Raw genomic sequence first — 22,364 nt, 5'->3', positions numbered from 1 at the left:
TCACGCGGGTCGCGCGCGGCGTACGTAGCCGAACCGCACGGCGAGGGCCGCGACGAGCACCACGGCCAGGACCGACGCCGTCGCCCACCCGCCCACGGCGAGGTCGAGGCCGAGCACCGCGACCGGCAGCGCCGCGAGCGCGAGGGCGGCGTACGACGCCACGCCAGAGGTCACGAGCGCCGGACCGGTCGCCGCGCCACCACCCTCGGCCGGGCCGCGACGGCGCAGGCCGGTCACGATCAGCACGGCCGGCATGACGGCCGACAGCACGACGAAGGACGTCACGACGACGCCGACGAGCTGGACGAGCAGGGTGACGGCGGTGAGCCAGACGGCGTCGGCAGGGCCGACCACCGCGAGCACTTCGACCAACGTGGCCAGGGTGACCGCGACGATCGCCTGGGACGCCGGCAGGCAGCCGGTCGCCGGATCCGGCACGGGCGGTACGCCCGAGCGCCGCGGCGGCGGCACCCAGCGGTTGCCGCCGGGCTCGATCCGTACGCAGCAGGCCAGCCACAGCAGGGTCGTGCCGGCAGCGACGAGGACGCACGCGAGCAGCCAGTGCTCGAGCGCGCGGTCACCGGCGTTACCGGACCGATCGGTCGCCGGGAGCAGCGTCGCGTGCACGACCGCTGTCGCGACCAGGTGGAGCACCCCCACCGGGAGGCCTCGCCGCCAGCCGCGGCGCACGACAGGGCGGGGAGAGTCGACGACCAGCCGCCGGCCCGCCGGCGCGGGTGGGTGTCCGAGAGCTGCCACGGGGCAGGACCCTAGGCCACACCGCGACCGGTCTCAGGCCTTCTCGACCTCGCTCTGCAGCTTGAGGACGGTGGTGCCGTCCTCCTGCTCGATGACGTACGCCGGGTCGTCGTCGCTGCCGTGCCGGGTGATCTTCTCGCCCTTGGTCGTGCGGGAGACGTCGTCGTGGTGCACCTCGGTGACCTTGCCCTCGGCCCACGACGAGCCCCACTTCCACTTCACGTTGGTGCCGGTGCGGATCGTCATGCCACCACCGTGCCACCCGCCGGCGCCACGCAGGTCACCCCTCAGGACCGGACGTGCATCCGCTCGCCCTGGGGCCCGAAGATCGCCAGCACCTCGGCCGGGACGGGCCCGGGGTTGCCGACCCAGTGGGGCGTACGGGTGTCGAACTCGACCACTTCTCCGGGCTCGAGGGTGAGGTCGCGGCTGCCGAGCAGCAGTCGGACCTTGCCGCTGAGGACGTAGAGCCACTCGTAGCCCTCGTGGGTCTGCAGCGTGGGCGGTGGCGTGTTGTCGACGGGCAGCAGCATCTTGAACGACTGGAGTCCCCCCGGCCGGCGGGTCAGGGAGATGAACGTCCGCCCGTGCCGCACGACCGGCTTCGAACGGATCCGCGGATCGCCGGTCTCGGGTGCGTCGACGAGCTCGTCGAGCGCGACACGGTGGGCCCGCGCAAGGGGCAGCAGCAGCTCGAGGGTCGGCTTGCGCTGGCCCGACTCGAGCCGCGACAGGGTGCTGACGGAGATGCCGGTCTCCTCGGCGAGGTCGGTCAACGTCGCCTCGCGCTCGAGCCGGAGCTGGCGCAGCCGGGGGCCGACCCCGCGGAGCACTGAGACGTCGTCCATGCCGCCCAGTTTGTCATTTCAGCAAGAATGTTTGTCAATAGCGCGAACGACCCGCACGATGGATCCATGAGCGATGAGATGACGTACGACGTGGTGGTGGTCGGCGGCGGCGCGGCCGGCCTGAGCGGAGCGATGGCGCTCGGCCGGTCGAAGAGGTCGGTGCTGGTCATCGACGCCGGCGAGCCGCGCAACGCGCCCGCTGACCATGCCCACAACTACCTCGGGCGCGAGGGCGTCAACCCGCTCGAGCTGCTCGAGATCGGCCGCGCCGAGGTGGCGGCGTACGGCGTCGAGGTGCTGGCCGACCGCGTGGTCGGGCTGTCCGGCGAGGTCGACGACTTCCTCGTCACCACCGCCGGGGGCCGGCGCGTGCGCGCCCGGCGGATCCTCGTCACCGCTGGCGTCGTCGACGAGCTGCCCGACGTGCCCGGCCTGGCCGAGCGGTGGGGCATCGACGTCCTGCACTGCCCCTACTGCCACGGGTGGGAGGTGCGCGACCGCGCGATCGCCGTGCTGGCGACGACCCCGATGGCCGGCCACCAGGGACTGCTCTTCCGCCAGCTCTCCGAGGACGTGGTGGTGGTCGTCCACGACGGCGTCGAGCTCCCGGAGGAGGAGACGGAGAAGCTCGGGGCGATCGGTGTCCGGTTCGCGTACGGCACGCCGCAGGAGGTCGTCGCGACAGACCACGGCGACGCGCTCGTCGGGCTGCGGCTGGTCGACGGCACGGTCCTCGAGCGCGACGCGATCGTGGTGGCCTCGCAGCCGCACGTGCGCGCCGACTTCCTCGGCCCGATGGGCATCGAGCCGAAGCCCTTCGAGATGAACGGCACCGCCTTCGGCTCGGTGATCGAGGTCGAGCCGAACACGGGCGCGACCTCGGTGCCCGGCATCTTCGCCGCCGGCAACGCGACCGACATCGCGATGATCCTCGTCGCCTCGGCCGCCCACGGTGTCCGCGTCGGCGCGTGGATCAACGCCGAGCTGGCGTCCGCCGACGCGGTGCGCGCGGTGCAGGCCCGTCGCGACGGCTTCTTCGAGCGCCCGGCCTGGGAGGAGCGCTACTCCGGCGACAAGGTGTGGAGCGGCAAGGTCAACGTCCAGCTCGCCGCCGAGGCGCCCGCGCTCGCTCCCGGTCGCGCGCTCGACATCGGCTGCGGCGAGGGCGGCGACGCGATCTGGCTGGCGCAGCAGGGCTGGCAGGTGACGGCGGTCGACTTCGCCGACGCCGCCCTCGCGCGGACGACGACGCACGCCGAGCAGGCCGGGGTCGGCGACCGCGTCGAGACCCGCCGGGTCGACGTACGCACCTTCGAGCCGGCAGGCGAGACCTGGGACCTCGTCACGTCGCACTTCTTCCACCTGCCCGACGGCGGGATGCCGGACGTCGTACGACGTCTCGCGTCCGCGGTCGCGCCGGGTGGCACGCTGCTGGTGGTCGGGCACCACCCCGACGACCTGGCGACCGGGCTGCGGCACGGGCACACCTCGTTCATGTTCACGGCCGAGGACCTGCTGCCCGCCGTGCCTGAGGACTTCGTGGTCGAGGTGTGCGAGGCCCGCCCACGCACCCAGCTGCACCCGCACACGGGCGAGGAGATCGCGATCGCGGACGCGGTGCTGAAGGTCCGGCGCGCGGGCTGATCGCGTGGGTCGGGGCGGCATGATGGCTCCATGAGCTCTCGGGATGCCTCCGTCGTGCCGCCCGCCCGCACCTGGGTGACCCTCGTGCCGTTCCTCCTCGCGGTGGCGGTCGCCGCCGGGGTCGGTGGGCTGGCCGCGGCGGGGTCGCAGGCGACGTACCGTGCCCTCGAGCTCCCGCCCTACGCGCCGCCGTCGTGGCTGTTCGGGCCCGTCTGGACGGTGCTCTACGTGATGATCGGCATCGCGGGCTGGCTGCTCTGGCGGGCCGGCGGGTGGGACCGCGTGATGTGGCTGTGGACGGCACAGCTCGTGCTCAACCTGCTGTGGACGCCGCTGTTCTTCGCGGCCGACCTCTACGTGTTCGCGCTGGTCGAGATCGTCGTGCTGGCCGCCTCGATCGCGCTGCTCGTCGCGTGGTCGTGGCACCGCTCGCGGGTGGCGGCGTGGCTGCTCGTGCCCTACCTGGCGTGGGTCTGCTTCGCGACGGCCCTCAACGCGGGGATCGTCGTCCTCAACTGAGGCCTCACCCCAGCCCCAGGCGCGCGAGCACCTCCGCGACGATCCGGTCGACGGGCAGGGCGATGTCGACGTCCATCCCCTCCTCGTCGGGCTGGAGCGGCTCGAGGGTGTCGAGCTGCGACTCCAGCAGGCTGGGGGGCATGAAGTGCTCGCGCGCGTTCATCCGGTCGAGGATCATGTGCTTGTCGCCGGTGCAGTGCACGAAGAACGTCGCCTCACCGCCACGGCGCAGCACGTCGCGATAGGTGCGGCGCAGGGCGCTGCAGGTGATGATCGTCGGCGTGCCGCTGGCGTCCCGCTCACCCGTCCAGTCGGCGAGCGACTCCAGCCAGCCCCACCGGTCGGCGTCGGTGAGCGGCGTGCCCTCGCTCATCTTCGCGACGTTCTCCGGCGGGTGGAAGTCGTCACCCTCGGCCAGCTCCCAGCCGAGCTTGTCCTGAACCGCGCGGGCGACCGTGGACTTGCCCGAGCCGGAGACGCCCATGAAGACGAGGTGCATCGTCATCCGACCGCCCAGACCCCGAGCGCCAGGACGAAGATCGAGAGACCGAGCGTCGTCTCGAGCACCGTCCACGTGCGCAGCGTGGTCTTCACGTCCATCCCGAAGAACCGGCCGACCAGCCAGAAGCCGGAGTCGTTCACGTGCGACAGCACGGTGGCACCGGCGGCGATCGCGAGCACGAGTGCGACGAGCTGGAGGGACGACGGATCGGCGTCGGCGACGCCGGCCGAGATCAGCCCGGCCGTGGTCGTGAGCGCGACGGTCGCGGATCCCTGGGCGACCCGCAGGATCGTGGCGATCACGAAGGCGGACACGATCAGCGGCAGCCCGAGGTCGGACAGCGAGTCGGACAGCGCAGCCCCGATCCCGCTGTAGCGCAGCACCCCGCCGAACATCCCGCCCGCGCCGGTGATCAGGATGATCGCGCAGATCGGGCCGAGCGCGTCGTTGAGCATCGACTCGATCTCACCGCGGGGGTAGCGCTTGATCGCCAGGGTGTACGTCGCCACGAGCAGGGCGATGAGCAGCGCGACCGGCGTCTGGCCGACGAAGATGACGGCGTCGACGAGCCCACCCTCGGCGGAGATCGACTCGTTGGTGCGCAGCGTGGTGAGGACGGTGTTGGCCCCGATCAGCACGAGCGGCAGCAGCAGGATCCCGAGCACGTGCCCGAAGCTCGGCGGGTTGTCGTGCTCCGCGTCGCGACCGCCCGTGAGGACCGAGTCGTCGACCGGGACGTGCACCTTGCCGAGCCACGCGGTGGTGACGACGTACACACCGACGAACCAGGCGACCACCGCGACGACCACCCCGACGAGCAGGGTGAGGCCGATGCTGGCGCCGATCTCGGTCGCGGCGGTGACCGGGCCGGGGTGCGGCGGCACGATCGCGTGCATCGCGGCGAACGCGCCCGCGGCGGGCAGGGCGTACATCAGGACGGACCCGCCGAAGCGCTTGGCGACGGCGAAGATGATCGGCAGGAAGACCACGAGCCCGGCGTCGAAGAAGATCGGGAGGCCGAAGAGCAGCGCCGCGACGCCGAGCGCCAACGGGGCGCGCTTCTCGCCGAAGCGGCTCACGAGGGTGTCGGCGAGCACTTGTGCTCCTCCGGTCACCTCCAGCAGCCGCCCGATCATCACGCCGAGCCCGACCAGCAGCGCGACCGTGCCGAGCGTGCTGCCGAAGGCGGCGATGGAGATCGCCGGCACGTCCGCGAGGGGTACGCCGGCGGCGATGGCCGTGCCGAAGCTGACGAGCACCAGCGCCACGAAGGCGTGCATGCGCAGGGCGATGATGAGGACGAGCAGGACGGCGACGGCGATCGCTGCGATGAGCAGCAGCGTGCCGGAGCCGTAGACCGGGTCCATGGTGTCCACGGGTGGTGCCTCCGAGCTGGCAGGGGGTGATCGGTCCACCCTAGGCGCTCACGCCGACGCCGCTCGTGCAGGTTCTCCACAGATCGCGTCCGGCGCCTGTTGCTCGGGCGCCTCGCCGAGCAGGATCGACGCATGATCCTCTCGGGCACGATCACCCTCTCCCCCGCCGAGCACGCGGCGACCACGGCCGAGCTGCGGGCGCGGCTCGAGGACCTCGACCTGCGCCGTCGCCGGGCCGACCGCTCCATCGAGGCCGTCCTCGCCACGTGGCGCGGCGCCGCGGCCGACGCCTTCCGCGCGCGGTGGGAGGAGTGGAGCGCCGCGACGGCCGGCGTCGTCGACGACCTGGCCGTTGCGGCACAGGCCCTCGACCTGGCGCGGGCCGACGCGGTGGCCGCCGACGCCTCCTCCGAGCAGCGCACGCGGCGGCTCGCGTGACGTCCTACGACGTCGACCTCGACGAGCTCCGGGCGACCCTCGCCGACCTCGCCGCCTGCCAGCGCGACCTCGTCGGCATCGCCGCCGAGATCCACCAGGCACAGTCACGCCTCCAGGGCGGGTGGTCCGGCCGCGCTGCCGACGCCGAGGTGCTGGCGTACGACGCGTGGCGCGACGGCTGCGCCGACATGGTCACCGCGCTCGCCGGGCTGCGGGCGATCGTCACCACCGCCGACGAGTCCTACGCGCGGGCCGCGTCCGCCAACCTCCGGCTCTGGGAGCAGGTCAGCGCGTGACGCTCACCCGTCCCGGCCTCGTGACGGTGGCGTAGACGCCGAACATCGGCTCGCCGGCCCTGTTGGTGGGCCGCTGCCGCACGAGCGCCTTCAGGAGCTGGGCGTCCTTCTCGCCCGTCTCCGGGTGGTGGTCGATGACCGCGCATCGTGGGATCGGTCCGCCGATCCTGAGGGTCGCCTCGCCCACCGTGATCTCCGTGCCGAGCCAGGTGTCCTCGGCCCAGGGCTCCTCGGTGTCGAGGACGAGCGTCGCCCGGAACCGGGCAGCCTCGGCCTCGATCTCGGCCAGGGACGCGGTCGTCACGACGGTGATCGGATCGGCGAAGACGACGCCGCCGCGCGGCGCCCGCGCGAGCCGGACGTCCCGTCCGAGGTGAACGGAGATGAGCCCACCGTGCGGGCCGTCGGTCAGCGCGAGGTCGACCGATCGACCCCAGTAGTCGCAGGTGATCGTCTCCCCGCTGACGGTGACCGGTCCCTCGACGTGTTCCCCGGTCGGCAGCGTCAGCGCCAGCCCGTCGTCGTACGCCTGCGCGACGATGCCCATCAGGGACGGGTGCTGCACCGTCCGCAGCACGCGCCGCTGCGCGGTGTCGACGAGGCAGAAGGCCCGGTCGCCGACGGCTCCGAGCTCGTCGAGGTCGACGTGGTCGAGGGCGAGGTGGCGCATCCCCTTGACGGGCGAGAACCCGACACCGCGCACCACTCCCTCCATGGGTCGCATGCTGTCACGCGCGTCGCGGGCGGAACTCGATGACGTTCGTCGCCCGCGTCCGGCTGGACGCAGCGCGCGGCCTCGGCACGTGTACGACGCAGTGCTCGGGCACCGCGCGTCCGTGCACGACGTTGTCGGCGACGGTCACGAAGTGCGTCGTCCGGTCGCCCGGGCCACGGCCCATCACCGCACCGCTGAGCACGTGGTCGAAGCCGAACCCGTCGAACCTCGCGCGCCCCTGGGCCCTCGCGCCGTCGCGCAGCAGGTGGTCGATGACGAACCGCAGCGTCTCGACCATCCACTTCGCGTCCTCGGCCGTGGTGTCCCACTCGAGGCAGCAGCCGTCGCGGCAGACCTCCCAGCCGAGTCGCGCGAACGGCACGTCGGCGTCGCCCCGCCCGGTCGGCGTACCGCGCAGCGTCCGGTCGGAGTCGAGCAGCTCGAGGAAGTAGCCGCGCTCGACCTCGTTGAGCGGGGGCCGGACCTGGATGCAGCCGATGAAGTGCGTCATGCCGCTCTCGTGCCCGCCCCGGCGTTCGGCGGAAACGCGGCTCGCGCGATCTGTGGACAACTCCAGGTGAGCACGGACTCACGGCTAGCGAGCGCACTCCCATGCACGACGCCGTCGGGGTGGGTCGGGAATCAACATCGAAACCTGCCCGGAGTGTGGTCAGTCCTCGTCAGCAACCCAATAGATCGCGGAGCCTGCTTCGCCGATGACTGCGATCCCGGCATCGAAGGTGTAGTCCGACGCCGGGGTGAATCTGTAGGCAGACCCGTGCAGCTTGTCGGCGCTGTTGGTGGCGTACCGGGCACCAGATGGTCCAGCGGCGAGAAGGAACTCAGCGGCAAGCCACTCCGCTTGCTGTGTCGGTGCCAGCTCACTCCTGTAGGCCACCACCGGAGGATGTCGGCCAAGACCTGTCGGGCGCGCATCTCGTCGAGCTCAACCCAAGCCCCGCCAAGGGGACGGAGGCCAGCCAGGCGGGAGAGGTCGTCGAAGTTCTCCACACCATCGGTGGCCGCCAGCGCCAGCCACACCTCGGCTGCGGGTCGCTCCTGCATCATCCGCAGGACCTCCGGCCGCACCTCCACAGCACCACTGTGCAGCACCCCGAGCCTCTGCCAACGACCACGCGGCACCCTTGTCCACAGATCGACCCGCAGTCTCGCGAGCGTCGGTGGGCGTCGGCGAGGGTGGTCGGTGTGCGGATCACGGTGGAGTGCGGCGGGTTCACCCGGGCGGCGGACGCCTGCCTGACGGCGAACCAGACCTCGGCCCTGCTCGTCACGTCCCTCGTCGAGCGGCTCGCGGCCACGTCGGGGATGGCAGGCGACGACGCGACGAGCGCAGACTTCGCGACGGCGTACGACGCCGGGGCCCGCGAGGCCGTCGCCGCCCTCGCCGACCTGACCCACGCCTTCATCGGCGCCGGAAGGCTGCTTGCGGCGACCGGCGCCAACCACGAGTCCGCGGAGTCCTCGGCCGGTGCGCTCGCCGTCCTCGGCTACTCCGGCGACGGGCTGCACGAGTCGGAGTACGTCCGGGTGCGGCCGGACGCTCCCCCGCCGAGCCTCGGTGATCGAGAGCTCTCGCTCAGTGGTGTCGACGCCTGGATCCTCGACCAGGTCGAGGGATTCGTCTGGCCCGGCGCGGACGTCGACCGGCTGCGCGCGGCAGGGACCGCGTGGCGCCGGGCGGCGGCCTCGACCGCCGGCCTGGCCGACGAGGTCGACGTCGCCATCACCCTGGTCGAAGCACAGCACTCTCCCGAGGTGCCGCTCGCCGTCGACGCACTGCGCGACCTCGCCACCCTCGTCGGCGACACCGCGTGGCAGCTCGGCGGACTGGCCGACGCCTGCGAGGACTACGCCGACGGAGTCGAGGCCACCCGCGACCGCACGCGGGCGCTGCTGGAGGAGGTCGCCCAGATGATCGTCGAGGGCGCCGCCATCTCGGTGATCGTCACCGGTCTGACCGGTGGTCTCGGCGGCGCGGCGTCGGTGGCCGCTGCGGCCGCCAAGGTCCGCTCGCACGCCCCGCGGTTCTACGCCCTGCTCACCGCCCTGCGTGCTGGCGTCGCCGCCACCGCCGCCCGCCTCGAACGAGTCCGCACCGAGCTCAACGCCGTACGCGGGCGAGTCGAGAAGTTCGTCCGGGTGCCAGCCCGCAACGAGGTCGGTGCGCTCGGGCCGGGCACTCGGGCCGGCGGCCTTGGGCGAGGCGTGCGGAGCCGGCCCGACGTCGAGAACCAGAAGCTCAAGAACTACGTCGACCAGCTGTTCAAGGGCGTCGACAACCCGCGTCGCACAGGCGACGGCACCACCATGGACGCCATCCGGCACGAATTGCGGACGGGTGAGACGGTGCACGACCGACGCCACGTGATCAAGGGTCAGGAGACCCTCCGCGGTCTCGAGAACTGGCTACGCAACAATCTGGACGCATCCACTTCCGACCGCGACCTGGCTCGGAAGCTCGCAGCCGAGATCCGGGAGGCACTGGACTCATGACGTCGTCACAACAGCTCGTCCTCCGCCTGGTCGACGACTTCCCGCTTCTCGCGCCCCTCATGGCAGACCACCTCGCGGACCAGGGCGGAGAGCTCCTGCCCTACCTCTTCCTGCCCGACGTGGCGCGGTGGGCTCAGGACTTGCTCACGGACGACCCCGTCACCGTAGGGGCCGTCACGGACTGGCTGGAGCGTGAGTTCGTGCACGCCGAAGCTCCCGAGAAGGACCTGATCGGCCTTGGGTTTGTCGAGGCCATCCCCTACCCGCCCGAAGGCGCGGCTCTGTTGCTGCGACTGGGGCCAGAGCTGACTCAGGTAGCCGGGGAGCTCGGACTCCTTCCCACCGAGCTCGACAGTGGAGCCGACGACCCGACCTAGGGGTCGAGCGCTCCACTGTTGCCGCGGAGTGACCGCAGGCCGGCGCAAACCGCTGACGCACGCCCACCCGCACCCGACAATCGTCAGGTGCCCCGTCGGACCTGGATGACCGTGATCGCCACGGTCGCGGTGATGGTCGCGATCCTGGCGTTCCACCCGTCCGACCAGTTCGCGACGGTCCGCCGGGCGATCGGGCTCGGGGCGCAGCGACCGCTGCCCGCGCCCACCGTCGTACGGGCGGGCGGGACGTTCAGCTATGCGATGACCCAGCCTGGCGACGACAGCGAGCCGGTCGGCTGGGACCCGTGCGAGGAGATCCGCTACCGGGTGAATCCGTCCGGAGAGCCGCAGGGCGGCCGCGCGCTGATCGACCGGGCGATCGCGAGGATCAGCGACGCGACCGGGCTGGCGTTCGAGGACGAGGGCGACACCGACAAGCGTCCGTTTCCGGGCGGCGTGAAGCTGTTCGGCCGAGCGGATCCCGTCATCATCGGGTGGGCCGAAGCGGCGGAGTACCCCGATCTCGCGGACCAGGTCGCCGGCGTCGGCGGCGCGATCGCCGAGCGCGGCGGAGGTGGGAGCCTGCACTTCGTGAGCGGCGGCATCGTCCTCGACGTCGAGGCGTTCACCGATGCCGCGGTCGCGCAGCAGCCGCGCGTGATGGAGGCGATCGTGCTCCACGAGCTGGCGCACGTCGTCGGGCTCGCGCACGTCAATGAGCCGATGGAGCTGATGTTCGCCGACAACTCCGGCCAGGTCGGGTTCGGTCCCGGCGACCTCGAAGGCCTGGCGCGGCTCGGCTCGCTGCCCTGCGGCTAGTGCGCGCTACGGAGCCCGGTTGCCGCGCGCGTCCTCCTGCTCGATGAGTCCGTCGAGGTCCTTGAGCCGGTCGAGGCCGTTGACCGCGCGTGACATCCGGTGGTTGCCGGCGAAGGTCTCACGGTGCCGGTCGAGGAACCACCAGTAGCCGGCCGTGAACGGGCACGCGTCCTCGCCCACCCGCACCTTCGGGTCGAAGCGGCACGACCCGCAGTGGTCGCTCATCGTGTTGATGTAGGCGCCGCCCGACGTGTAGGGCTTCGTCATCATCACGCCGCCGTCGGCGTGCTGCGACATCCCCACGATGTTGGGCACCATCACCCAGTCGTAGCCGTCGACGAAGGCCCGGTGGAACCAGTCGGTGACCTGCGTCGGCGCCCACCCGCGCTGCAGGGCGTACGACCCCAGCACCATCAGCCGCGGGATGTGGTGCACCCAGCCGTGGTCGGCGACCTGGCCGAGGGTGTGCGAGAGGCAGCGCGCGTCGGTGGCGTCGGCGTCGAGCTCGGCGAACCACTGCGGCATCCGTTGGGTCGCGCGGAGCGCGTTCTCCCGGCGGTAGCCGTCGCCCTGGTGCCAGTAGGTGTGCCAGACGTAGTCGCGCCACCCGATCACCTGTCGGACGAACCCTTCGACGCCGGCGATGGGCGCGGCACCACTGCGGTACGCCGCCTCGGCGCGCTCGACGACCTCGAGCGGGTCGAGCAGCCCGAGGTTCATCGGCGCGCTGACCAGGCTGTGCGCCATCCACGGGTCGCCCTCGAGGATCGCGTCCTCGTGGGCGCCGAACTCCGGCAGCCGGTGCTCGACGAAGTGGTCGAGCGCCGCGAGCGCCTCGCGACGGGTCGCCGCGAACAGCCGCGGTCCGTCGTTGCCGATGAGCTCGACGCCTTCGTTCTCCCACCGGTCGAGGTCGTCGCGCACCTCCGCGTCGATGTCGTCCTCGGTCGGCCACCACGGCTCGGTGACGCCGAGCGTCGTCGCCCCCTTCGGCGGCGGCTGGCGGTTGTCGTGGTCGAAGTTCCACTGCCCGCCGGTCGGCTCACCGTCGTCGAGCAGGACGCCGTGCGCGAGCCGCGCGCGGCGGTAGAAGTCCTCCATCAGGAGCCGCTTGCCGCGTCGTCCTTCGGCCCACCGCTCGAAGTCCTCGCGCGGCGTCGCGAACCCGCGCGGCGGCAGGACGGTGCACCCGAGCCGTTCGACCAGCCCCAGGGCGGCGTACGACGTCGGGTGCACGACCTCGATCTCGTCGTCGACCGCGCGCGCGGCGTCGGCGTACGTCTCTGCCTGCACGTAGGTCAGCCGGTCGCCGAGCTGCGCGGCCCGGTGCCGCATCGCGCTGAGCACGAGGTGCGCCTTGGCCCGGTGGAAGCGGCGACGCCGGAACACCGCCTTCGACTCGACCATCAGCAGCGGACCGCGATGGTCGTCGGTGAAGTGCGGGCCGAGCTGGTCGCCGAAGAGCCACCGGGTCGTCATGCCTCGACCCTAGGCCGACCTCCCCGAGGTGGCTTCACCCCTCGAGACCGTCGGGGAGGACGGCAATCTTCGATGCGCGAGCCAGCCGCGCATCGATCGTCAACACTGACGTGCCCAGCTGGTGCGCCAGCTCGACGTAGAAGGCGTCGGCAACCCTGAGGGCGGAGGTTCGCTTCCACGCCCCGGACACCAGGGGTGGGAGGTCGTGTCGCTCGAGGGGTGTCCTGGCGAAGGCGGCAAGGGCACGACCCGCTGCGGGGTGCGACACGACGCCGGCACGCTGGAGCCGGGCCAGCGCAGAAGTGACTTCGACGTCGACATGCGCGGGCGCGTGCAGGCGACCACCGACCAACGCCGCCGCGCTCGCGGCCGAGGAAGCGCCGCCGATGACCAGGTCGATCAGGACCGACGCATCGACGACCCACGCGTCAGCCACGAGCCCCGAGCTCGTCCCTGGCGGCGTCGAGAGCGTCGAGCACGACCTCTGCAGCCAGCGAGCTCGCACCCGGTCTCGGAAGCGAGCTCAGCCACGCGTCCGTCTGCGTGCTCGCCAGCGCGCCGGCGAGTGCCTGCTGGGTCAGGGACGACACGTTGAGCCCCGCCTCACGTGCTCGGGCCGCGAGATCGTCCGGGACGTAGACGTTGAGGCGTGCCATACACACATGCTACACACACGTCAGGCGGCTGCTTGCTCGCTCAGCTCAGCGAGCTCGAGGCAGCGTTCGCGGACAGGCGATGGCGTGCCGGCTGCAAGCACCCGCCACAGCGGCCCACGGCCGGGCTCGACGCCGTGGTGCCGCAGTGCGTCGTGGACCCGTGGATCGATCATCGACGCGGTGACGTGGGACGCGATGGCTCCCACGTCGCCGCTCACCTCGGCGACGATGAGCCCGACCTCCACGACCGTGACGCAGTTGGCGACGTACTCGGACAGTCCGGCGTTCATGAGGTCACGCATGCGCGGGGAAGGTTCGCCGGTCGATCGACCACGATCGGGTATGACGTCCGTGGACCAGAGCGTGGTGTTTCGGCAGGTGGCACCCGACGGGAGCCTGCCGTCCCCGTGCGCCTCGGCCAGAGCCCAGAACCACCCAAAGTCGCCCTCGCTCGACATCCGCTCCCCCACGGCGCGAGCCGTCTCGACATCGACCGGCAGAGGCCGTGACTCGAACATGGCGAAGGGCCACGCGGATGTCGGAACCACGCGTCCGACGACGTAGGCGCCGGGGCCGATGTCCGTCGTCGCGCCCAGGTTGAGGAGCTCTTCGGTCACGTCGTCGGAGAGTCGCCGGACCTCGATCACGTCGTCGCGTACCCCGACCAGCTCGTAGGAGCTGATGGCCGAGCGCTCCCACTCGTCGATGTGGTCCAGTCGCTCGAGAAGTCCGCCCTCTGCGCGCACGTCGAGGAAGTCTCGGAGCCCGCCGTACTCGTACGCGGCGAGCTGCTGGTAGACCCAGTCCGTGGCCGCCACCAAGGTGCCGTACTCCTTCAGCGCCAACAGGTCGTCCAGCAGGCGCTCGAGCTGGTCGTCGTGCAGTCCGGCAAGCACCAGTCGCACGATCTCGTCGCACCTAGGGTCTTCGCAGACCAGCATCCACCTCAGGGACTGGTCGACCGCCCAGCGCGAGCACATCCATGCGGGCGCGTCATCGCCCAGGACGGCGAGCTCTCGCAGGCTGTGATGGGTGAGCGACTCCTCGACGATCAGCCCCGACATGTGGTGCTGCCATGCGCCGGTGGCGTCGCCCCTGACCTCGGCATCCAGCGCCTTCTGCAAGATCTCGACGTCTTCGGGCGTGATCAGGTGTTCGAGCGATTCCCCTGGGCGAAGCGTCGCGACGACTCGTCGTCCGGCATTCGCGCGCTGCTGCCGCGCCCGACGACGTTGACGAATCGAACGATTGCGAGGGGTGCGCTTCCGAGACCTAGGCATCTGCCCAGTCAACGCCGCTGGCGACGTCACCCGCGAGACCGTCCGAGCAATCTGTGGACAGTGACTCAGCCCTGCCGCAGACCCTTGACGTAAGCCGCCTGGCCCAGGTGCTGGAGGCAGTCGCCGATGATGCTGACGAGCCGTTGGCCGGCCGTGACCGGCGGGTCCCAGTTCTGGTCGACCTCGCGCTCGAGCTCGTGGTCATCCACCGTCTCGAGATAGCGGGCGGTCGCGAGGGTGACCTCGTGGTGATAGGCCACGAGCAGGTCGAGGTCGGTGATCCGGATGGCGTCGACCTGCTCGCTGCTGTGCCCATAGCCGATGTCGTCGGTGCCGTTGGGCAGGCCGAACCGCTCCTGCCACTCCTCCCACACCTGCGGGGCGTCGGCGAGGTGGGCGATGTGGTCGTCCTGCACGCGCGCGAGGTGCCACAGCAGCCAGGCGACCGGGTTGCCGGTGCCGCCCGGTCGGTGGTGGAGGGTCTCGTCGTCGAGCCCCTCGGACACGCCGTCGTACAGCTCGGTGATCCGGCCGAAGGCCTCGGTCAGCACGCCACGGGAGTCCATCGGCTCAGGCCACCGGCGTGGCGGAACGGACCTGCGGGGTGCTCGACTCCTCGTCCTTCAGGCCGTCGATCTCGGCCAGGATGCGCGTGCGCTCGTCGTCGCTCAGGGACACCCGCGCCTCGGCGAGACCCTTGTCGAGCTCCGCGGCCATGTCGGCGTCCTCGGCGCTGTACTGGTACGAGCTCACCTGGTCGACCACGCGCTGGGCCGCCTCGATCGCTGCCTGCTTCTCCTCGTCAGTCATGCGTTCCAACGTAGCGACGGCGCGGACGAGCGCAATGCCCATCGGGGTGGCCTCAGTCGCTCCCGGGCCCGACCGGGCCGGCGTCCGTCGCCCCTCTGTCGCTGCCCCTCGCACCTCACGTGGTCCACGGCGTCCACGCGAACGTGTCCACCCAACCCCGGTCCCCGTCGAGGAACCCCAGGAAGGCTGCGACCAGCTGGTCGACGTCCGTGACCTCGGCCCGCACATGCTCGTCGACGTGCTCGCCCGCCGTCTCCAGCACGTAGCTGCCCTCCGGCAGGTCGACCGACGGCCCCCACGCAGCCTGGACGAAGCCGCCGGCGGTCTCGCGCAGGACCACGAACTCGATGCGGGGACTCAGGGTGCGGACGGCGTCGCTCACCGTTCCGGGCGACGGCGCTTCCACCTGGGCGCCGTCGACGAGCTCCAATCGCTTCACGGCAGCCCTGCGCTCGCCCGCCAGAACGCCTGCATCATCTCCACCGCCGGGTCCGCCAGCCCGACCTGCGTCAGCAGCACCGCGACCGTGCCGTCCGGATGGACGTACGCCGACGTGCCGGTGCCGCCGACCCAGCCGTAGCGGCCGACCACGTTCCACGGGTCGATCAGCTCGGTGTCGACCCCGCCGCCAAACCCCCAGCCCTGGCCGTCGAGGAAGAAGCCGCCCATCTCGCGGTGCTTCGCGGTGATCTGGTCGGTCGTCATCAGACGCACCGAGTCCTCGTGCATGATCCGCCAGTCCGCACCCATGCCGCCGTTGACCAGCATCCGGCCGAACGCCAGCCAGTCGTCGACCGTCGTGACGAGCCCGCCCGACCCCGACGCGAAGGCAGGCTCGGTGGTGAACACGCCATCCACCTCGTCGCTGACCTGGAGCACCCCGTGGTCGTCGCGGGACCACAGCGTCGTGAACCGGTCGAGCTTCTCCGCCGGCACATGGAAACCCGTGTCCACCATCCCGAGCGGCTCGAGGAGCCGGTCGGCCATCAGGTCGGCGAAGAACTCCCCGGTCGCGCGGGAGAGCAGCACGGCGAGGACGTCGTACGACGCGTTGTAGGTCCAGCCCTCCCCCGGCTGGTGCATCAGCGGGATCTCGCCGAGCCGCCGCATCCACTCGTCGGGCTCCGGCACGTCGTGGATGTCGTCGGCGGCCTGGCCGAGCCGCTCCATCAGCAGCCCGATGACCGGCGACTCCCACGTCGCGAAGCCGTGCCCGGCCGTGCCGGTCAGCAGGTGGCGCGCGGTGATCGGACGCTCGGCCGCCACCGTGTCGTCGAGCCCGCTGTCGAGCGTCCGCAGCACGCGCGGCGCGGCGAGCTCCGGGAGGACCTCGTCGACCGGGTCGTCGAGGTCGAAGAACCCTTCCTCGATCACCGTGATCGCCAGCGCGGCGGTCAGCGGCTTCGTGATGGACGCGCCGCGGAAGATCGAGTCGCGCCGCATCGGCGCCCCGCTCGTGCCCTGCACGCCGAGCGCGACCACCTCCACGTCGTCCCCGCGAGCGACCAGGGCCACCAGGCCCGGGACCGCGCCCGAGTCGACGTACGGTCGCAGCGCGTCCCGGAGGTCACTCACGGTAGGACGCCACCGCTCGGGCACCGACGGTGCGGTGCGTCAGCCACCCGGCGAGCAGACCCAGCACGATCGCCCAGGTGGCCACCTGGCTCATCCCGAGCAGGATCGGGTGGTCGACGTCGACACCGTCGCGAACGACGCCGAGGAGCGGCAGGACGTCGCGGCGGTAGGGGCTTTCGTAGGCGAGCGGTCCGACCAGGACCAGAGGCAGTGCGAGCAGGGAGGCCGTTCCGACGAAGGGTCCGACGAACCATGCACGAGGCACGTCCTCGCCCTCGACCTCCCCGGTCGCGAGCGGTCGACCGAAGCCGACGACCCCGGCGAGGACCAGGCGGAAGAGCTGGACGAAGAGGAAGACGAGCAGGCCGCAGAGCCAGCCGATGAGCACGGCGAACGGCTGCACGGCCGCAAGGACGTGCGGGTCCTCGGCACCGCGGGCGTAGGGGGCGACCACCATCGCGACTGGTACGGGCACGGCGTACGCCAGCACCATCGGCCAGCGCCAGGGCGGAGCGAGCTCCCGCGGCGGGGTCTCACCCCTTGCCCGGCGGGACCGCGGGTGCGGAGTGCCGCGCGGTCGCTCCTCCCGCGTGACCTCGCCGGCCGTCACCGCCCACGTCGTGCCGGCCGCACCGAACCCGATCCCGACGGCACACGGCGCCCAGAACGCGGCCTCGCCGATCGTCCCCGTGGTCGCCCACGCCGCGATCACGGCACCGACGGCGCTGACCGCCCAGATGACGTGATGTCCGACCACCCGCCGCCGGTTCGCGCGGCGGGCCTCCGCGCGCTCGTCAGCCATCGACCTGGATCACGGGTTCGGTCGTCGAGAGGCCCTCAGGCCTAGAGGTGCTGGAGCTTGGCGTAGGGCGGCTTGATCCGCACCGACTGCTCGCCAAAGTTCACCGTGACGGCATGGGTGTCGAGTGCCGTGACGGTCCCGAGACCGTAGAGGTCGTGGCAGACCCGGTCGCCGACCTCGAAGACCTCCACCACCGCCTCGGTGGCGGGTGCGAACGGACTGCTGCTGAGGTGCCTCGGCCGTGAGCCGTGCGAACTGGTCATCGTCTGACCAGTATGCGCCCCTACGGGTGGGAACGCGACCCGGCGGGCTTCCCCCGCGGCCGCACTACGCTCGCGTCATGACCTCCCCCGCCACCTCGCCCATCGCCCTGGTCACCGGTGGATCGTCCGGCATCGGCGAGTCCACGGCCCGCGCGTTACGCGCCCGGGGCTTCACGGTGTACGCCGTCGCGCGCCGCGTCGACAAGATGGCCGGCCTCGCCGCGGACGGCGTGCACACCTTCGCCATGGACGTCACCGACGACGCCTCGATGACGGCCGGGATCGCCCGGATCATCGACGAGGAGGGGCGGATCGACGTCCTGGTCAACAACGCCGGCTACGGGTCGTACGGCGCCGTCGAGGACGTGCCGATCGACGAGGCGCGGCGCCAGTTCGAGGTCAACGTCTTCGGCCTCGCCCGGCTGGTGCAGCTCGTCACGCCGCACATGCGCGCGCAGAAGTCCGGCCGGATCATCAACATCTCCTCGATCGGCGGGAAGTTCTACGAGCCGTTCGGTGCGTGGTACCACGCGACCAAGTTCGCCGTGGAGGGCTTCAGCGACAGCCTGCGGATGGAGCTGCGGCCCTTCGGCATCAAGGTCGTCCTCATCGAGCCCGGCCCGATCCGCACCGAGTGGAACGAGATCGCCCGTGACTCGCTGCTCGAGCGCTCCGGCGACGGGGCGTACGCCGAGCACGCCCGCCGCGCGCACGCGGTGCTCACCCGCTTCGACGAGCCGTCCCGCGCCTCGACGCCGGAGGAGGTGGCGGACAAGATCGTCAAGGCCGCCACCGTCTCTCGCCCCGCCGCCCGCTATCCCGTCGGTCGCGGTGCGCGGACGATCACCACGTCACGCGACCTGCTTCCGGACCGGGTGTTCGACGAGGTCGTCAGCCGGACCTACGGGACGCGATGACGGGCCGCATCGGTGGTTGAGGTGCGAGCGCAGCGAGCCTCGAAACCTCCCCTCGACGAGCTCGTCTCGCGTGCGCTCGGCCTTGTCCCTACCCACGGCCGCGCCATCCTCGGCATCACCGGCCCTCCGGGCGCCGGCAAGTCGACGCTGACCTCGGCCCTGCTGGCAGAGCTCGGCCTCGAGGTGGCGCACCTGCCGATGGACGGCTTCCACCTCGCCGACGTCCAGCTCGACCGGCTCGGCCTCCGCGAGCGCAAGGGAGCGCCCGAGACCTTCGACGTCGACGGCTACGTGACCGCGCTCCGACGACTCCACGACGAACCCCGCCGCACGCTCTACGTCCCAGGTTTCGAGCGCGACCTCGAGCAACCCATCGCCGCCGAACTCGCGATCCCGCCGTCGGCGAGGCTGGTGATCACCGAGGGCAACTACCTCCTGTTGGACGACAACGGCTGGGAGCACGTACGCCCGCTGCTGGCCGAGTGCTGGTACGTCGACCTCGACGACGCCGTACGCCGCTCGCGCCTCGTCGCGCGTCATCAGCAGTTCGGGAAGACGCCTGACGCGGCACGCGAGTGGGTCGACCAGGTCGACGAGGCCAACTCCCGGCTGGTCGGTGCCACCCGCAGCGCTGCCGACCTTCTCGTCACGTCCTGACCGACCCTCAGCCGTCCCGAGGGTCGAGGTCGGCCACACGCTCAGACGGTGCGTCCGGCTCACCCAGCCTGGTTCAGCCGCGCACCGACGTCGAGCGCCGCCAAGTCCGCAGCTGCAAGACCAGCGATCCATCCGCCGCTGTTGCTCACACTCGCGGCGCGGCCGATCGAGTGCGGGACCAGGCGCTCGAACTCCTCGGCGACCTTGACCTCCTGCGACCGGAGCACCGGGAGCAGGGCGGCACCGGCGGCGCGCGCGGCCACGGCGTTGGCCTCGGACAGCCGCTCTCCGATGCGGGTGGCGTACGCCGTGAGGAACGACTGGCGGAACGACTTGGTCCGCGTCGATCCGGACGCACTCGTACGACGTCCGTGGCGCAGCATCGCAGCGTCGGCCTGCACGAGGAGCGAGGTCAGGAGGAGCTCCACGGCATCGAGGTCCGCGGCTGCACCGACCACGATGCTGAAGCCCAGGCGGTCCGCCCCCGCGGCCCGGCACCGGTTGGCCGAGGCGACCGCCGACACGAGGAGGGTCTTGGGTCGGACGTAGGGAGGGTCCAGCCAGAGCCGCCGCACCTCGACATCGGTGTGGTCGTGAGTGGGACCCTGAGCCAGCAGTCGGTCGAGCGCGTAGCGGGAGATGAGCTCCTGCGCCTTGGCCGTGAGAGCTTCTGCCTCCTCGTCGAACTCGGTCGACTCCGCCTTGGCCAGGAGGGCGCGCACCTTGGCCAGCTTCGGGTGCTCGGGGCCGGATGATGCCGCCGTGGCGGCGATCGAATCGGTCAGCACCGGTGTGGCGCGCAGCAGCGCCGCCAACCCCAGCAGTGGGGCGACCGCAGCGGAGTGCGCGACCCGCGGCAGGGGCTGGTCATCCATGCGCTCGATGGCGTCACGCCACTCCTGTCCGCGAGGCCGTACGCGCTCGTCCTCACGCAGTGCCCCTGCCAACAGCGGAAGGCGGGTCGGTCCGACGTTGCGCGTCACGAGCTGAGCCAGGTCCTCTGGCGACCACCCGCCTGCGACGACCGCGTACACCGCATCGTGCAGGACGATCTCGACCACGAACGCCGGGTAGGGGGCCGCCCACCTCAGCAGCAGGTCAGCGAAGAGCGTCACCTCGCTCTCGGTCGGCTTCTTCCTCCCGAGCGCCCGGAGTGCCCGGTGCACGTGTCGCTCGACCTCCGCGGCCGCTGACTCCGCATCCCAGCCCTCCGCAGGCCGTTCCGGCTCGTCACCCTCCTCCCGGATCCGCTGCTGCTGATACCTCTGCTGCTTGCGTTGCTTCGCTGCCCTGCGCTTCCTGTTGTTGACGCCCATGCGTCCCCCTTTCGTCGTTGTACGAAGCTAGGAGCGGTCACCGACAACGGGCAGCCCGTCATCCACAGGCGACGTCACGAGAGCCGGTAGGCCCCGACGACGACGCCGCGGCGCGCGACGGCACGCGGGCCCTCTCCCGCATCGACGCCACCGGTGAGCAGGCCGGCGGCGGGAGGCATCGACGCTGACGACCCTCGGCGGTCCCACAGTGGTGCAGGTGGATCTGTGAACAGCGGCTCCGCTACACCTCGACGATCACCAGGCTCGGATCCAGCCTCGCGATGTCGCGGGGGTCCGAGGTCAGCACTGCCAGTCCCCGGCGGCGTGCGTGCAGTGCGACGTGCCCGTCCACCACGTCCGAGACACCGACGTGCCCGCACATCACGCCGATGGCCCGCGCGGCGTCGGCATCCAGGTCGACCATCACGACCCCGCGGGCGCGGAGGAATCGCGCGAGCCGGGCTTGTCGCGCACCGTCGCGCCATACCTGGGCGACGACTGCGGCCGGGACCTCGAGCGACCCGCCTGCGTCGAGCGTGCCTGCCAACAGGCCCACGATCGCCCGTTGACCTCGATCGAGTGCGATCAGCGCGCCCGCGTCGAGGCAGAAGCCACCGCTCACGACTCCAGGCCGGACCGCGCGAGCGCCGCCGCCACCCATGCACTTTCATCGCCGCTGAGCGGGCCAGCCTCGGCGAGCCACTCAGCCAGGACGTCGGCAACGGACTCCCGTTCCGTCTTCTCCCGCAGCGCGGAGGCAACGTAGGCGGAGACCGATGCCGCCTCACCGGCAGCCACGGCGGCGGTGGCAGCCGCAACCAGCTCGTCAGGAAGACTCACCGTGATGCGGACGCTCATACTTTGATCATACTTAGCGCCGAGCAAGCGGGACCACCTTCGCCGACTCCGTGGTCGCCTGAGCCTTTGGTGGGACGGCATGCTCGTCCCATGACCGAGCGCAACGTCCTGGGCGGGGACCTCGAACCCTGCGGCACCGATCCCGTCACCGGGTTCTACCGCGACGGCACCTGCACCGTCGGCCCGCAGGACGTCGGCCTCCACGCGATCTGCGCCGTCATGACCGAGGAGTTCCTCGCCCACCAGCGCTCGGTCGGCAACGACCTCTCGACGCCCCGCCCCGAGTGGCACTTCCCCGGCCTCGTCCCCGGCGACCGCTGGTGCGTGGTCGCGGCTCGCTGGCTCCAGGCGTACGACGCCGGCGTGGCCGCACCGGTCGTCCTCGCCGCCACCTCGTCGCTGGCACTGGAGGTGGTGCCGCTCGAGATGCTGCGCGAGCACTCCGTCGACGTACCGCCCGACCTCAGTTGGATCGAATAGGTCGCGAACGCAAGGTTCAGCCGGGCACAAGTTAAACGGATGCCTGCCCCTTCTCGAAAGTTCAGCGGGCGGCGCAGAAGGCTTTCCCAAAAGGCACACCGTCGTCAAACTCGTGCCGAACGTAGTCGCCAGCGCCACAAATGCCTAATGTGCAGTCATGGTTTGGGAAGCGATCGGAGCTAGTGCCGGAGCTGTAGGCGCAGGGACGGCTGCGTGGCAGTTGTGGAGGCTGCGCGCGGATGCGCTTGACGTCAGGGTGGCCGAGATTAGGAGCGTGTCCGTTGCCACCCTCGTCGCATCCAGACCCACGAAATCCGAAGTCGTCGAGGGACGCGCGGATTGGGTGTACGAGTACACGGTTCACAATCCTGGACGCCTGCCCGTATACGACGTCAATGTGACAATCACCTTTCCCTGTGAAGTTCGACGACGGCATCACGATGGTTCACTCGATGCTCCTACCC

The 22,364-nt window shown here is 71.2% G+C and carries 31 protein-coding genes; 10 read left to right on the top strand and 21 right to left on the bottom strand.

Translation table 11 applies throughout. The annotated features are described in order from the left end of the window. The 3 genes from JI751_RS16830 to JI751_RS16820 are packed head-to-tail and all read right to left on the bottom strand — an operon-like array spanning position 1 to position 1,607. Complete coding sequence (locus JI751_RS16830) at positions 1–759, bottom strand: hypothetical protein (protein WP_201939117.1); 759 nt, start codon at positions 757–759, stop codon at positions 1–3. 33 nt (positions 760–792) lie between these two features. After that, positions 793–1,005 carry a hypervirulence associated TUDOR domain-containing protein gene (locus tag JI751_RS16825; RefSeq protein ID WP_201939116.1) on the bottom strand — a complete coding sequence of 71 codons (213 nt, stop codon included), beginning with the start codon at positions 1,003–1,005 and terminating at the stop codon, positions 793–795. A 41-nt stretch (positions 1,006–1,046) separates the two neighbouring features. After that, entirely contained in the window at positions 1,047–1,607 is a 561-nt protein-coding gene (locus tag JI751_RS16820) for a helix-turn-helix domain-containing protein (RefSeq protein WP_201939115.1), read from the bottom strand. Positions 1,608–1,673: 66 nt separating this feature from the next. On the opposite strand from JI751_RS16820, the gene JI751_RS21205 reads away from it, so the two are divergent. Next, complete coding sequence (locus tag JI751_RS21205; RefSeq protein ID WP_236666410.1) at positions 1,674–3,251, top strand: bifunctional NAD(P)/FAD-dependent oxidoreductase/class I SAM-dependent methyltransferase; 1,578 nt, start codon at positions 1,674–1,676, stop codon at positions 3,249–3,251. 30 nt (positions 3,252–3,281) lie between these two features. Continuing rightward, positions 3,282–3,770, top strand: a complete 489-nt coding sequence (locus tag JI751_RS16810) for a TspO/MBR family protein (RefSeq protein WP_201939113.1) — start codon at positions 3,282–3,284, stop codon at positions 3,768–3,770. Positions 3,771–3,774: 4 nt separating this feature from the next. On the opposite strand, the gene JI751_RS16805 is transcribed toward JI751_RS16810, so the two are convergent. Together JI751_RS16805 and JI751_RS16800 are read right to left on the bottom strand one after the other, a co-directional pair. Beyond that, positions 3,775–4,275, bottom strand: a complete 501-nt coding sequence (locus JI751_RS16805) for a gluconokinase (RefSeq protein ID WP_236666409.1) — start codon at positions 4,273–4,275, stop codon at positions 3,775–3,777. Then, the gene (locus tag JI751_RS16800) at positions 4,272–5,639 is read right to left on the bottom strand and encodes a GntP family permease (RefSeq protein ID WP_236666466.1); all 1,368 of its coding nucleotides are present in this window, start codon (positions 5,637–5,639) and stop codon (positions 4,272–4,274) included. Before JI751_RS16800 ends, JI751_RS16805 begins: the two co-directional genes overlap by 4 nt. Positions 5,640–5,780: 141 nt before the next feature. Here JI751_RS16800 and JI751_RS16795 point away from each other — a divergent pair, with 141 nt between their 5' ends. Both JI751_RS16795 and JI751_RS16790 read left to right on the top strand, forming a co-directional pair. After that, a complete protein-coding gene (locus JI751_RS16795) occupies positions 5,781–6,086 on the top strand; it encodes a WXG100 family type VII secretion target (RefSeq protein ID WP_201939109.1) in 306 nt (101 codons plus the stop codon). Further along, the gene (locus tag JI751_RS16790) at positions 6,083–6,382 is read left to right on the top strand and encodes a WXG100 family type VII secretion target (RefSeq protein ID WP_201939105.1); all 300 of its coding nucleotides are present in this window, start codon (positions 6,083–6,085) and stop codon (positions 6,380–6,382) included. The genes JI751_RS16795 and JI751_RS16790 overlap by 4 nt, the downstream gene beginning before the upstream one ends. Here JI751_RS16790 and JI751_RS16785 read toward each other — a convergent pair. The 3 genes from JI751_RS16785 to JI751_RS16775 form a co-directional block, all read right to left on the bottom strand. Then, positions 6,372–7,097 (bottom strand): MOSC domain-containing protein, encoded by a 726-nt coding sequence (locus JI751_RS16785; protein WP_201939103.1) that lies wholly within the window; start codon positions 7,095–7,097, stop codon positions 6,372–6,374. The genes JI751_RS16790 and JI751_RS16785 overlap by 11 nt on opposite strands. Before the next feature lie 13 nt (positions 7,098–7,110). Then, positions 7,111–7,608: a hypothetical protein gene (locus tag JI751_RS16780; RefSeq protein WP_201939102.1), complete on the bottom strand. Its 498-nt coding sequence runs from the start codon at positions 7,606–7,608 to the stop codon at positions 7,111–7,113. Positions 7,609–7,767: 159 nt separating this feature from the next. Then, the gene (locus tag JI751_RS16775; protein ID WP_201939100.1) at positions 7,768–7,995 is read right to left on the bottom strand and encodes a hypothetical protein; all 228 of its coding nucleotides are present in this window, start codon (positions 7,993–7,995) and stop codon (positions 7,768–7,770) included. 308 nt (positions 7,996–8,303) lie between these two features. Here JI751_RS16775 and JI751_RS16770 point away from each other — a divergent pair, with 308 nt between their 5' ends. The 3 genes from JI751_RS16770 to JI751_RS16760 all read left to right on the top strand — a co-directional run bounded on the left by JI751_RS16770 (position 8,304) and on the right by JI751_RS16760 (position 10,807). Then, positions 8,304–9,611: a WXG100-like domain-containing protein gene (locus tag JI751_RS16770; protein WP_201939098.1), complete on the top strand. Its 1,308-nt coding sequence runs from the start codon at positions 8,304–8,306 to the stop codon at positions 9,609–9,611. After that, complete coding sequence (locus JI751_RS16765; protein WP_201939096.1) at positions 9,608–9,988, top strand: hypothetical protein; 381 nt, start codon at positions 9,608–9,610, stop codon at positions 9,986–9,988. The genes JI751_RS16770 and JI751_RS16765 overlap by 4 nt, the downstream gene beginning before the upstream one ends. A gap of 87 nt (positions 9,989–10,075) precedes the next feature. Next, complete coding sequence (locus JI751_RS16760) at positions 10,076–10,807, top strand: zinc metalloprotease (protein WP_201939094.1); 732 nt, start codon at positions 10,076–10,078, stop codon at positions 10,805–10,807. 6 nt (positions 10,808–10,813) lie between these two features. Here JI751_RS16760 and JI751_RS16755 read toward each other — a convergent pair whose 3' ends face one another. From JI751_RS16755 to JI751_RS16710, 10 genes are all read right to left on the bottom strand, one after another. Continuing rightward, entirely contained in the window at positions 10,814–12,286 is a 1,473-nt protein-coding gene (locus JI751_RS16755) for a cryptochrome/photolyase family protein (protein ID WP_201939093.1), read from the bottom strand. 34 nt (positions 12,287–12,320) lie between these two features. After that, complete coding sequence (locus JI751_RS16750) at positions 12,321–12,722, bottom strand: type II toxin-antitoxin system VapC family toxin (protein WP_201939092.1); 402 nt, start codon at positions 12,720–12,722, stop codon at positions 12,321–12,323. Further along, a complete protein-coding gene (locus tag JI751_RS16745) occupies positions 12,715–12,942 on the bottom strand; it encodes a type II toxin-antitoxin system CcdA family antitoxin (RefSeq protein WP_201939091.1) in 228 nt (75 codons plus the stop codon). Before JI751_RS16745 ends, JI751_RS16750 begins: the two co-directional genes overlap by 8 nt. Before the next feature lie 20 nt (positions 12,943–12,962). Further along, positions 12,963–14,252 carry a hypothetical protein gene (locus JI751_RS16740; RefSeq protein ID WP_236666408.1) on the bottom strand — a complete coding sequence of 430 codons (1,290 nt, stop codon included), beginning with the start codon at positions 14,250–14,252 and terminating at the stop codon, positions 12,963–12,965. A 35-nt stretch (positions 14,253–14,287) separates the two neighbouring features. Continuing rightward, the gene (locus JI751_RS16735) at positions 14,288–14,788 is read right to left on the bottom strand and encodes a mycothiol transferase (RefSeq protein WP_201939087.1); all 501 of its coding nucleotides are present in this window, start codon (positions 14,786–14,788) and stop codon (positions 14,288–14,290) included. Positions 14,789–14,792: 4 nt separating this feature from the next. Further along, entirely contained in the window at positions 14,793–15,032 is a 240-nt protein-coding gene (locus JI751_RS16730) for a hypothetical protein (RefSeq protein ID WP_201939085.1), read from the bottom strand. Positions 15,033–15,147: 115 nt separating this feature from the next. Then, on the bottom strand, positions 15,148–15,471 hold the full coding sequence (locus tag JI751_RS16725; protein ID WP_201939083.1) for a hypothetical protein: 324 nt from the start codon (positions 15,469–15,471) through the stop codon (positions 15,148–15,150). Beyond that, positions 15,468–16,607, bottom strand: a complete 1,140-nt coding sequence (locus tag JI751_RS16720; RefSeq protein WP_201939082.1) for a serine hydrolase domain-containing protein — start codon at positions 16,605–16,607, stop codon at positions 15,468–15,470. Before JI751_RS16720 ends, JI751_RS16725 begins: the two co-directional genes overlap by 4 nt. After that, entirely contained in the window at positions 16,600–17,409 is an 810-nt protein-coding gene (locus JI751_RS16715) for a hypothetical protein (RefSeq protein ID WP_201939081.1), read from the bottom strand. The genes JI751_RS16720 and JI751_RS16715 overlap by 8 nt, the downstream gene beginning before the upstream one ends. A 41-nt stretch (positions 17,410–17,450) precedes the next feature. Continuing rightward, positions 17,451–17,672 carry a hypothetical protein gene (locus tag JI751_RS16710; RefSeq protein ID WP_201939080.1) on the bottom strand — a complete coding sequence of 74 codons (222 nt, stop codon included), beginning with the start codon at positions 17,670–17,672 and terminating at the stop codon, positions 17,451–17,453. Positions 17,673–17,749: 77 nt separating this feature from the next. On the opposite strand from JI751_RS16710, the gene JI751_RS16705 reads away from it, so the two are divergent. After that, a complete protein-coding gene (locus JI751_RS16705; protein WP_201939079.1) occupies positions 17,750–18,589 on the top strand; it encodes an oxidoreductase in 840 nt (279 codons plus the stop codon). 21 nt (positions 18,590–18,610) lie between these two features. Next, positions 18,611–19,246: a nucleoside/nucleotide kinase family protein gene (locus JI751_RS16700; RefSeq protein ID WP_201939078.1), complete on the top strand. Its 636-nt coding sequence runs from the start codon at positions 18,611–18,613 to the stop codon at positions 19,244–19,246. Between the two features lie 59 nt (positions 19,247–19,305). Here JI751_RS16700 and JI751_RS16695 read toward each other — a convergent pair whose 3' ends face one another. From JI751_RS16695 to JI751_RS16685, 3 genes are all read right to left on the bottom strand, one after another. Continuing rightward, the gene (locus tag JI751_RS16695) at positions 19,306–20,562 is read right to left on the bottom strand and encodes a DUF2786 domain-containing protein (RefSeq protein WP_201939077.1); all 1,257 of its coding nucleotides are present in this window, start codon (positions 20,560–20,562) and stop codon (positions 19,306–19,308) included. A 241-nt stretch (positions 20,563–20,803) separates the two neighbouring features. Further along, positions 20,804–21,184, bottom strand: a complete 381-nt coding sequence (locus JI751_RS16690; RefSeq protein ID WP_201939076.1) for a type II toxin-antitoxin system VapC family toxin — start codon at positions 21,182–21,184, stop codon at positions 20,804–20,806. Continuing rightward, positions 21,181–21,420 (bottom strand): hypothetical protein, encoded by a 240-nt coding sequence (locus JI751_RS16685; RefSeq protein WP_201939075.1) that lies wholly within the window; start codon positions 21,418–21,420, stop codon positions 21,181–21,183. Before JI751_RS16685 ends, JI751_RS16690 begins: the two co-directional genes overlap by 4 nt. 90 nt (positions 21,421–21,510) lie before the next feature. Between JI751_RS16685 and JI751_RS16680 the strand changes: the two genes are divergently transcribed. Next, the gene (locus tag JI751_RS16680; protein WP_201939072.1) at positions 21,511–21,900 is read left to right on the top strand and encodes a DUF2237 family protein; all 390 of its coding nucleotides are present in this window, start codon (positions 21,511–21,513) and stop codon (positions 21,898–21,900) included. The last annotated feature ends 464 nt before the right edge of the window (positions 21,901–22,364 follow it).

Origin of the sequence: Nocardioides baculatus, assembly GCF_016735675.1 — a bacterium.
GTDB lineage: Bacteria > Actinomycetota > Actinomycetes > Propionibacteriales > Nocardioidaceae > Nocardioides > Nocardioides baculatus.
Note: the sequence above shows the minus strand (reverse complement) of the source record. Positions and strands in the feature narration are given on the sequence as shown.

Coding starts and splice junctions, on each gene's coding strand:
- JI751_RS16825 (WP_201939116.1), bottom strand. CDS start 1,005: ATGACGATCCGCACCGGCACCAACGTGAAGTGGAAGTGGGGCTCGTCG.
- JI751_RS16820 (WP_201939115.1), bottom strand. CDS start 1,607: ATGGACGACGTCTCAGTGCTCCGCGGGGTCGGCCCCCGGCTGCGCCAG.
- JI751_RS21205 (WP_236666410.1), top strand. CDS start 1,674: ATGAGCGATGAGATGACGTACGACGTGGTGGTGGTCGGCGGCGGCGCG.
- JI751_RS16810 (WP_201939113.1), top strand. CDS start 3,282: ATGAGCTCTCGGGATGCCTCCGTCGTGCCGCCCGCCCGCACCTGGGTG.
- JI751_RS16805 (WP_236666409.1), bottom strand. CDS start 4,275: ATGACGATGCACCTCGTCTTCATGGGCGTCTCCGGCTCGGGCAAGTCC.
- JI751_RS16800 (WP_236666466.1), bottom strand. CDS start 5,639: ATGGACCCGGTCTACGGCTCCGGCACGCTGCTGCTCATCGCAGCGATC.
- JI751_RS16795 (WP_201939109.1), top strand. CDS start 5,781: ATGATCCTCTCGGGCACGATCACCCTCTCCCCCGCCGAGCACGCGGCG.
- JI751_RS16785 (WP_201939103.1), bottom strand. CDS start 7,097: ATGGAGGGAGTGGTGCGCGGTGTCGGGTTCTCGCCCGTCAAGGGGATG.
- JI751_RS16780 (WP_201939102.1), bottom strand. CDS start 7,608: ATGACGCACTTCATCGGCTGCATCCAGGTCCGGCCCCCGCTCAACGAG.
- JI751_RS16765 (WP_201939096.1), top strand. CDS start 9,608: ATGACGTCGTCACAACAGCTCGTCCTCCGCCTGGTCGACGACTTCCCG.
- JI751_RS16755 (WP_201939093.1), bottom strand. CDS start 12,286: ATGACGACCCGGTGGCTCTTCGGCGACCAGCTCGGCCCGCACTTCACC.
- JI751_RS16745 (WP_201939091.1), bottom strand. CDS start 12,942: ATGGCACGCCTCAACGTCTACGTCCCGGACGATCTCGCGGCCCGAGCA.
- JI751_RS16735 (WP_201939087.1), bottom strand. CDS start 14,788: ATGGACTCCCGTGGCGTGCTGACCGAGGCCTTCGGCCGGATCACCGAG.
- JI751_RS16730 (WP_201939085.1), bottom strand. CDS start 15,032: ATGACTGACGAGGAGAAGCAGGCAGCGATCGAGGCGGCCCAGCGCGTG.
- JI751_RS16715 (WP_201939081.1), bottom strand. CDS start 17,409: ATGGCTGACGAGCGCGCGGAGGCCCGCCGCGCGAACCGGCGGCGGGTG.
- JI751_RS16710 (WP_201939080.1), bottom strand. CDS start 17,672: ATGACCAGTTCGCACGGCTCACGGCCGAGGCACCTCAGCAGCAGTCCG.
- JI751_RS16705 (WP_201939079.1), top strand. CDS start 17,750: ATGACCTCCCCCGCCACCTCGCCCATCGCCCTGGTCACCGGTGGATCG.
- JI751_RS16695 (WP_201939077.1), bottom strand. CDS start 20,562: ATGGGCGTCAACAACAGGAAGCGCAGGGCAGCGAAGCAACGCAAGCAG.
- JI751_RS16685 (WP_201939075.1), bottom strand. CDS start 21,420: ATGAGCGTCCGCATCACGGTGAGTCTTCCTGACGAGCTGGTTGCGGCT.
- JI751_RS16680 (WP_201939072.1), top strand. CDS start 21,511: ATGACCGAGCGCAACGTCCTGGGCGGGGACCTCGAACCCTGCGGCACC.